At 32.7% G+C, this 7,905-nt stretch carries 12 protein-coding genes; 6 read left to right on the forward strand and 6 right to left on the reverse strand.

Annotated elements, in window-relative coordinates; all coding sequences use genetic code 11:
* The first annotated feature begins 42 nt into the window (after positions 1-42).
* From IAE50_RS22410 to IAE50_RS22425, 4 genes are all read left to right on the forward strand, one after another.
* Positions 43-606 carry a hypothetical protein gene (locus tag IAE50_RS22410; protein ID WP_200581350.1) on the forward strand — a complete coding sequence of 188 codons (564 nt, stop codon included), beginning with the start codon at positions 43-45 and terminating at the stop codon, positions 604-606.
* 30 nt (positions 607-636) lie between these two features.
* Positions 637-1,146 carry a hypothetical protein gene (locus tag IAE50_RS22415; protein ID WP_200581351.1) on the forward strand — a complete coding sequence of 170 codons (510 nt, stop codon included), beginning with the start codon at positions 637-639 and terminating at the stop codon, positions 1,144-1,146.
* Positions 1,133-1,606 carry a hypothetical protein gene (locus tag IAE50_RS22420; protein WP_200581352.1) on the forward strand — a complete coding sequence of 158 codons (474 nt, stop codon included), beginning with the start codon at positions 1,133-1,135 and terminating at the stop codon, positions 1,604-1,606. The genes IAE50_RS22415 and IAE50_RS22420 overlap by 14 nt, the downstream gene beginning before the upstream one ends.
* Positions 1,607-1,677: 71 nt before the next feature.
* Entirely contained in the window at positions 1,678-2,124 is a 447-nt protein-coding gene (locus IAE50_RS22425) for an H-NS family nucleoid-associated regulatory protein (protein WP_200581353.1), read from the forward strand.
* 263 nt (positions 2,125-2,387) lie between these two features.
* On the opposite strand, the gene IAE50_RS26540 is transcribed toward IAE50_RS22425, so the two are convergent.
* The 5 genes from IAE50_RS26540 to IAE50_RS22445 form a co-directional block, all read right to left on the reverse strand.
* Positions 2,388-2,510 carry a hypothetical protein gene (locus tag IAE50_RS26540; RefSeq protein WP_255563728.1) on the reverse strand — a complete coding sequence of 41 codons (123 nt, stop codon included), beginning with the start codon at positions 2,508-2,510 and terminating at the stop codon, positions 2,388-2,390.
* 10 nt (positions 2,511-2,520) lie between these two features.
* Positions 2,521-2,814 carry a hypothetical protein gene (locus tag IAE50_RS22430; RefSeq protein WP_200581354.1) on the reverse strand — a complete coding sequence of 98 codons (294 nt, stop codon included), beginning with the start codon at positions 2,812-2,814 and terminating at the stop codon, positions 2,521-2,523.
* The gene (locus IAE50_RS22435; RefSeq protein ID WP_200581355.1) at positions 2,815-3,342 is read right to left on the reverse strand and encodes a hypothetical protein; all 528 of its coding nucleotides are present in this window, start codon (positions 3,340-3,342) and stop codon (positions 2,815-2,817) included. It lies immediately after the preceding gene.
* Between the two features lie 650 nt (positions 3,343-3,992).
* On the reverse strand, positions 3,993-4,394 hold the full coding sequence (locus IAE50_RS22440; protein WP_200581356.1) for a hypothetical protein: 402 nt from the start codon (positions 4,392-4,394) through the stop codon (positions 3,993-3,995).
* A gap of 28 nt (positions 4,395-4,422) precedes the next feature.
* Positions 4,423-4,989, reverse strand: coding sequence for an ankyrin repeat domain-containing protein (locus IAE50_RS22445; protein ID WP_200581357.1), 567 nt, complete (start codon positions 4,987-4,989; stop codon positions 4,423-4,425).
* 442 nt (positions 4,990-5,431) lie between these two features.
* Between IAE50_RS22445 and IAE50_RS22450 the strand changes: the two genes are divergently transcribed.
* Complete coding sequence (locus IAE50_RS22450) at positions 5,432-5,818, forward strand: hypothetical protein (protein ID WP_200581358.1); 387 nt, start codon at positions 5,432-5,434, stop codon at positions 5,816-5,818.
* Positions 5,819-5,926: 108 nt separating this feature from the next.
* Positions 5,927-6,235: a hypothetical protein gene (locus IAE50_RS22455; RefSeq protein ID WP_200581359.1), complete on the forward strand. Its 309-nt coding sequence runs from the start codon at positions 5,927-5,929 to the stop codon at positions 6,233-6,235.
* A 53-nt stretch (positions 6,236-6,288) separates the two neighbouring features.
* Here IAE50_RS22455 and IAE50_RS22460 read toward each other — a convergent pair whose 3' ends face one another.
* Positions 6,289-6,543 carry a hypothetical protein gene (locus tag IAE50_RS22460; protein WP_032625020.1) on the reverse strand — a complete coding sequence of 85 codons (255 nt, stop codon included), beginning with the start codon at positions 6,541-6,543 and terminating at the stop codon, positions 6,289-6,291.
* Positions 6,544-7,905: the final 1,362 nt, after the last annotated feature.

Genomic DNA, 7,905 nt, shown 5'->3' on the forward strand with positions numbered 1-7,905 from the left:
AAATTATATTTAATTATATATAATAGAAGGGAGGAAAAAATCATGAGTAAAATAAAAGAGTTTCAAGTTCATCCGTTTGTGATTGGTGAGTGTGCGAAAGATAAATTCGAGTCAGAAGAAATAATAGCGCTCGATATAATATCAAGAGAAGAGTTAGTGTATTGCGAACCGGGATGTTATTTAATAAGCTGGAAGCTTTTAAACACATTAATAGATAACAATGTTTCTTGTGTGAACATAATAAAACACGAAGATCTAAAGATTAAGTTTAGCGTCAAACATAACATGGATTATCAAAACAAATCTTTACCGCGACTACACAGAATGATTCCATTCGAGAAGTCAGATGAAATAAAAAATCAGGAAATATATTTAACTGAAAAAGGAGAGCTAATAATTAATGAAAGAGTATATGACTTATTAAGTAATAAACAGCATAGAATTAGACGTGCGATCATAGAAGAATATGAAGACGAAAAAGAAAAAATAATTATTGAAGAAGAAAAGCCTAAGCCTGTTTTCATAGATGAAAAAAAATCCACAATTAAACAAACAGCAACATTCATTTTTATAATTTCTGCTGTAGCGTATTGGTTTTTCAAATAATGTAATAATAAATGAACGGAGAATATAATAATGTACAAAATAAACTGGCTTGAGATTGAAAGTAAAAACCATATAAAAATAATTAATGACAGAAAAATAAATAAGGATAATGAAAAAATCGCAATTAGAATTGAACAGAGTTTATTGAACAAAATAAAGTCTGTAAGTGTGGGTAGCTTGTCATACTCTATATGTTTTCTTGCTGATTATGCTTTGAATGAAGTCATCAAGAACAAAAAACATCTCGTTGTAAAGCGAGAGAAAACGGGGAACGTGTCTTATCAGTTAAGAGAATACTTAGATAGTGATACTAAGCATATATCAATCACTTGTGAGCGAAACGACATTAGCAATGATCTTACAAGAACAACGATATGGTCTTACGATAATTTTATACAAAGAGTAAAATCAAATACAGAGTCATATTATACGATAGCAGTGATTGGACTCGTTAAATTAGGTTTGGAGACTTTAGAAAAAAATAAAACGACACTTATGATAACAAAAAAAGAAACGGAGGTTGTTAATGAGACATTGTAATACTAACAAAATCATATTGCTTGATTTGTTATGTTTTATTGCTTTTGATGAATTAGATGAAGCCTTCAATCATAATAAACTTAAAACAACCACAAAAGCAGATATTTTTTTAAATAAGTATTATCGCGGAAGATTCAGTTATTTAAACAATTTGAAGTCAGATAATATTACTTCTGGTTTTATGAAGGAAGGTAAAGGCGGTTATCTGTTTGCATATAGTCATAAAGACGAAAGCATTCAGGATTTATTTAATTATGTAGTAAAAATAAAACTCAAAGAATACATAGACAACACAAAATACACTCAATCTGAGTTAACACATGAAATAGAGTTGTTAGTAAGTGAGTTTCAGGATGATTATATGAAACATTTTTCTTTCTTAAATGAAATACTATTATTTATTTGCGACTGCTACAAGATAAAGCCTAAATTTCAAAAACCACTTTTGATAGCGATTTAAAACATTTTGTTATTTAAAATGCTCTATGGTAGATTACCCCTTTACTACGATTAGTTAAGGGGCTTTCAAAAATGAGCGATCTTTCTCACTTATCAAACATTCGTTCACTGCGTAAAATCGCTACAGAAATTGGTGATGAAGAGTTCTTAATCTTTGCTGAAAAAGTTGAAGTCATCAAAGATGAGATCACTAAGCGCATTGAAGAAGAAAAACAGAAACAGCAACTGGTAGAAGAAAAGCTCAAAGCAACTACAGAGCTACTGCAGTCTGAAGGGTTCGAAGTCACATTAGAGAGCGTAAGAGCGCTTCTGTTAGGGCAGATTGAAGCACCTGCAGCATCGACTAAGGGCAAAGGTGCGAAGGGCGTTAAACGTGGTTCTGTTGAGCCTAAGTATGCTTTTACAGACAGTGAAGGGCAGGAACAGACATGGACAGGCCGTGGACGTATGCCGTTAGCCCTAAAAGCGTTGATCGATGGCGGTAAAGAGCTGGAAAGCTTCCTGATCAAAAAAGACTAATAACAACCGTCAACACCAGAAAAAACCAAGCCCCTTTTCAGGGGCTTTTATTTTGGATTTATTTATTCAATCTTTTATAATATTGCTCTGAGAAAATATACAACATAAGATCGAACAATATAATAACTCCCAACACATTACATATACCCTTGCCAACATCAGGTTCTATATGACTATTTGTAGATACTGCTATCGCTACCATAACCATTAGAAAAACCCTTAATATATTATAATGAATAATTTTATTTCTGTATTTTTGTATTTCATTCACCATGTATCACCTCTCTTTTTTCATTGCTTTCATAAATAACACCACCTTCTTGAAGAAAATCATCAATAAAATCTGACCAAGTTTCTATTTCTTTCTCTCTTGTTTCTGCTCCCATAGCTACCTCCTTAAATATTCCAATGTATATCTGCCTTAAAATTCTCTTTTGGTTCGTTCATATAAGCTTTAAACGGTATAACAGCAAGGGCTTGATTGATGTAGCCAGATCTTTGATATGAGGCTCTAATCTGATTGAAACCATGCTTAATATGGGCTGGTACAATCTTTCTTGCTTCAAGTCTGTCTATTAATGCTATTATCGCTACTAATCTGTTATCCTTTATTAAAAATGCGCTTGATATAAACTCACTTCCGTTATGTAAACCTAATCTTTTTAAATCTGTTATTATGTCTTTTTTCATTTATACTCTCCCTCTTTTTCTGTTTAATCTGTTAGTCTTGTTTTTCTGTCTATGACTTTTTTTAGGTTTAGTTTTCTTTACTGTTATAGTCATTGTTTCTTCATCAATATGTGCAGCAATTTTAAAGGTCAAATAAAACACAAGCCAAATAATGCAGAACATAAAAACAGTTTTTGCGACAATATATAAAAGTGATGAATAAACATCGTATGACACTAAAGATAGAATCAAGCTCATAAATAATGCTATAGGCATAATGCTTACATACCATTTCGAATCCAATGCTGCTTTTAAAACCTTTAGGATAAGACGTATTATTATGGGCAATAATCCCGATATAGTTATCACCGATCCTGCAAAAATAAACAATACGATGTTTGTTCCTATATCTTTAAATTCCTCTGGGATCGATACAGCTATTAAAAATGAAACCGACATTATGAACAATCCAAATACTACACGAAACAAATCGTTTTCAATGTAGTTCTCTTGTGCTTCCTTTAAGTATTCTTTTATTCTATTTATCATTTAGACCTCCCGAAAAACGTTTCCTTTCCATCTTTTAAGTGTTTAGCTATTAAGTCAGATATGTATTTTTCTGCTCTCTCCGTTGTTCCTCTCGTACTCATTAATAAAATGAGATGAAGAAGCCAAATGGGGAACAAATGAAACTTTGACATTAATGTCATAAATATAATATATAAAGCTATTTCAGATATGTATCCACATATAACGGCGTCTGGAAATATTAATTTCATAGGTAGCATTAATAGACCTATCAATAATATTTTACCTACTGTTATTTTCTTAAAGTTGTTTTTTATTTTGTTTATCATAATGATGCCCCTCTATTTGTGTATAATCAATTAATACTATATTTAAAATAATAGTCAAATAAATATATACTTTTATTTTAAATATCAGATGAGCGGATTAGTTAAGCCATATCTATTTAAAAATAAAATCCCGGAAATGCTGTTCTTACACTTGACAACAATTAATTAAAGCGTTATGAAATATAAGTAAGTATGGGTTATGGGTATTTCTCATCTTATAGGATGTTTAATTTGATAAGTTATATATTGTAGATTGGTCGTCAGGGTATATAACAACGATTAGAACATGGGGTTTAGGCTTCATGTTTTTTTTGTGTCTAACTATCCCGCCTGTCTGATAAATTAATTATTAAAAATCAATCTATCTGAAAAACCAACCTTAAGTTCATTAAATAAGAATTCATTTTTCTTATAGCATTCTGATAATCCTGAAGCACCTAATTGCTGCTTTCTTTCCATACAATTATCTATATCCTTGTTTATAATAATCAGCTTTGATTTTTGCTCTTCTGTTAATGATTTTATTATTGGTATTGGTGTGTCATAAAGCATGATATTCATAACATCAGTTTGTAGGTTATATAAACTATTTTCTTCTATGCTTATTTCCTCTATGCTTATTTTGTTTTCGGTGCTTTCAATAAAAGATACCAAAACTAATGCCAGTATTAACATAATAAACACTTCAATTAATTCATTATAGTAATCATCATCTTTTTTTGTTTTAACAACTTTATTTTTCATATTAATCTCCTTATAAGGGGTTTCCCCCTTATGCTGCTTGTCTTTCGTTAATGGTTGTCATGAATTCTTTAGCGTGAGCTGAGTAGCCTCTCCAATTGTGGTGTATATCTGCCCCTGCTTCGATTAGAACGGTCATAACAGCCTCATCACGTCTTATGTAAGCCATTTGAAGAGCTGTAGTGTTGTCTACGTAGGATTTGAAGTTAACTCTTGCTCCAGCCTTTATAAGCAAGCTTGCTTTTGATCTGTCTGCTCTGAAAATCGCTGTCATACCAACATTGTTTCTATGATTGACATTAGCCCCTTTGTTTAAAAGAAGATTTGAAGTCATATAATCAGAGAAGAACAACGCTGTATTGCCGTCTTTATCTTTAGCATTTATATTTATACCCGCATTTATTAAAGCTTCTGCTTTAAGATAGTCAGCACCAAACAAAGCTGTTTTACCTTCGTCATTAATGAAATTGAGATTTATATCAGGATGAATTATTAATATCCTTTTTACTAAATCAATATCATTGCTGAATAAAAGTTTTTCAATTCTGTTTTCTTTTGTGTTTGTGAATGCTTTAACTTTGTTTAAAATGATGCTCATAATAATAACCTCTTATATTTTTGTGTGTATATCATATTAATAACAAAACTTACTCTTATGTAAATAGCATGTCATTAAATAGTTTGTGTTTTATGGATAAGCGGCTAACCTACACTATTTATTTTAAATTATTATCTAAATTCAATTGACTTATATATAATAAGTGGTATTTATTATATTAAGACGACAAATGTTAGTCTTTCATATATAATTTTCTCTTTATTATCGTGTTTTACCTTTCTATGTATGTGTGTATGATTAAAGCCCTCTCACCGGGGCTTTTTTCTTTTCTATTATTCCTCCAGTTAAATTAATAATCATTCAAACATAGAGTGTTTTACTTACACCGTTCATCTAATAGTTAAAATAAAAGTATATATTTATTTGACTATTATTTTAAAAGTGTTATTAATTATATATAAACAAACAAAGGAGATTTAATATGAAATACAATAACCCACTTGAAATAGCTAATATAACCACTGATGTTTTAGCTGATTACCTTTATAAAGCAATATCTGAACTTGATAACAGTGAGTTAGCCAAGTTTGATAATGTAGAATATATTAAAGATTACTTAGACAACACTATAGATTTGTTGGGAACTGATAGTTTTTACACCAATGTTTTAAACGCTTATTATGGTATGAATCATGATTTTGGTACTGATTTTTTTGAAACGAAAGAAAAACTAAGGAAGTATGTTTGTGAAGCTAACTTGTATCTTATCAATGACTCTTTAGCTGTTAATGACACATCAAATGATTATATCGCTTGTGATTATGTTTTAGAAATGCTTGAAGCTGACAGACTCTGTGATGATGAATAAGATTTGTAACCCCCCCATTCGGGGGTTTTATTGTTTTAGTATATTTATTTTTGATTTTTATTTTAAATGTGTTATTAATTGAACTGGTAAATAAAAAAAGGGGATTATATGAAAAAAACAAAAACCTTGTTTGATCAATTAAAAGATAGAGCTAACCAGCTTTCAGCAGGTGAAGCAATAATAGTTCTTGACGAGATCAACAAACAAGAAGGGTTTGAGAATACTGTTATCTTTCTCAACAGTAGAATGAAACATATCAGGGAGGCAATTCTTAAAGACACGTTCACCCTACAGGGGTGTAGAAACGTCAATCAGGAGCTGGCAAGCGAGCTTATTGCTAGAGTTCAGCAGGAACACCTATCAACTACTATACAGGCCACAACCAACAATGAAGCTACCACCAGAAAGCGTCTGTAAGACTAAAAAGAGAAGAGGACGGGTTTAGTGTTCTCTTCTCTCTGGTTGTTCGCTCACTTCATTACCTTGCCAGCTTTAACCAACGCTTTGAGTTCAGTCTCTGATAACAGCGCATTGTGAGTAAGAGCTGAGTATACGTTTCCAACCTTCCAGATCTCCGGCTGTTCAGTAGCTTTAAGCACCACCACAGGCTCACAGTCTTCACCTTTCTCATAAACCCATATAGCAGGATGGTTAACGCCGTTCTCGTCCTCATACTCCTTTAAATCAGTATCAAAATGCTTGTTCAGTAGAGTGATCAGTTTCATAGTGGTTTCCGGTTTTGTTAGTCAGGTCAAGTTAGTCAGAATAGGATACTGGGTTACGTTGTCACTAGCAAGTATATATTAATATATATTAGTATATATTAGGTTAAATCATATTTGTGGTAAAAGGTCAGGTATGACAGGCGGCAGCAGGGCAGATCTGGATCAGGCCGGATGTATGGGGTAGGATAGATAGAAAGTAGATGCGGGAAAAGGTAGGTTTTAGTATTCCTACATATGGCGCGAACCTACATACCTACTCTGACGAGGATAGCGAAAAGGGGAGGCGTAGCCTCAACTTGAAGTATTCCGGCACATGGAAGATAAAAAATCAGCATCAGGAATACAAAATCAACGTAACGCACTGTTATATATAGGTATTTTGTTATATTCCGGGATTTCCAAATATTCCAGCAAGATAACCCACCACATATACAGATCACATCACTCCAAAGTATTCCAAGCCGTGGAATGTTAATTTTGCTGTTTTGGAATATAAAAACGCCGCAAACCCTTGATATATAAGGCTTTTATGTTTTATTCCACACATTCCAAATATTCCAAAAATATAACACACATACATATATATAAAATAGATCGATCCCTGTCTTTTGCATGTGTAGATGTAGAGGTAGGGTGACGCAATGTAGGGTAGGAGCAATAGACCCTTATTTTCTACAAGTAGGAGTAGGCTAGCCTACTCCTACTTGTAGAAAATAAGGGTCTATTGCTCCTACCCTACATTGCGTCACCCTACCTCTACATCTACACATGCAAAAGACAGGGATCGATCTATTTTATATATATGTATGTGTGTTATATTTTTGGAATATTTGGAATGTGTGGAATAAAACATAAAAGCCTTATATATCAAGGGTTTGCGGCGTTTTTATATTCCAAAACAGCAAAATTAACATTCCACGGCTTGGAATACTTTGGAGTGATGTGATCTGTATATGTGGTGGGTTATCTTGCTGGAATATTTGGAAATCCCGGAATATAACAAAATACCTATATATAACAGTGCGTTACGTTGATTTTGTATTCCTGATGCTGATTTTTTATCTTCCATGTGCCGGAATACTTCAAGTTGAGGCTACGCCTCCCCTTTTCGCTATCCTCGTCAGAGTAGGTATGTAGGTTCGCGCCATATGTAGGAATACTAAAACCTACCTTTTCCCGCATCTACTTTCTATCTATCCTACCCCATACATCCGGCCTGATCCAGATCTGCCCTGCTGCCGCCTGTCATACCTGACCTTTTACCACAAATATGATTTAACCTAATATATACTAATATATATTAATATATACTTGCTAGTGACAACGTAACCCAGTATCCTATTCTGACTAACTTGACCTGAC

Origin of the sequence: Kosakonia sp. S42 (genome assembly GCF_016624785.1) — a bacterium.
GTDB classification, from domain to species: domain Bacteria; phylum Pseudomonadota; class Gammaproteobacteria; order Enterobacterales; family Enterobacteriaceae; genus Kosakonia; species Kosakonia cowanii.

Excerpts from the sequence above, each read along its gene's own strand:
- IAE50_RS22445 (WP_200581357.1), bottom strand. The coding sequence starts at position 4,989 with ATGAGCATCATTTTAAACAAAGTTAAAGCATTCACAAACACAAAAGAA.
- IAE50_RS26540 (WP_255563728.1), bottom strand. The coding sequence starts at position 2,510 with ATGGGAGCAGAAACAAGAGAGAAAGAAATAGAAACTTGGTCAGATTTT.
- IAE50_RS22435 (WP_200581355.1), bottom strand. The coding sequence starts at position 3,342 with ATGATAAATAGAATAAAAGAATACTTAAAGGAAGCACAAGAGAACTAC.
- IAE50_RS22425 (WP_200581353.1), top strand. The coding sequence starts at position 1,678 with ATGAGCGATCTTTCTCACTTATCAAACATTCGTTCACTGCGTAAAATC.
- IAE50_RS22460 (WP_032625020.1), bottom strand. The coding sequence starts at position 6,543 with ATGAAACTGATCACTCTACTGAACAAGCATTTTGATACTGATTTAAAG.
- IAE50_RS22440 (WP_200581356.1), bottom strand. The coding sequence starts at position 4,394 with ATGAAAAATAAAGTTGTTAAAACAAAAAAAGATGATGATTACTATAAT.
- IAE50_RS22420 (WP_200581352.1), top strand. The coding sequence starts at position 1,133 with ATGAGACATTGTAATACTAACAAAATCATATTGCTTGATTTGTTATGT.
- IAE50_RS22415 (WP_200581351.1), top strand. The coding sequence starts at position 637 with ATGTACAAAATAAACTGGCTTGAGATTGAAAGTAAAAACCATATAAAA.
- IAE50_RS22455 (WP_200581359.1), top strand. The coding sequence starts at position 5,927 with ATGAAAAAAACAAAAACCTTGTTTGATCAATTAAAAGATAGAGCTAAC.
- IAE50_RS22410 (WP_200581350.1), top strand. The coding sequence starts at position 43 with ATGAGTAAAATAAAAGAGTTTCAAGTTCATCCGTTTGTGATTGGTGAG.
- IAE50_RS22430 (WP_200581354.1), bottom strand. The coding sequence starts at position 2,814 with ATGAAAAAAGACATAATAACAGATTTAAAAAGATTAGGTTTACATAAC.
- IAE50_RS22450 (WP_200581358.1), top strand. The coding sequence starts at position 5,432 with ATGAAATACAATAACCCACTTGAAATAGCTAATATAACCACTGATGTT.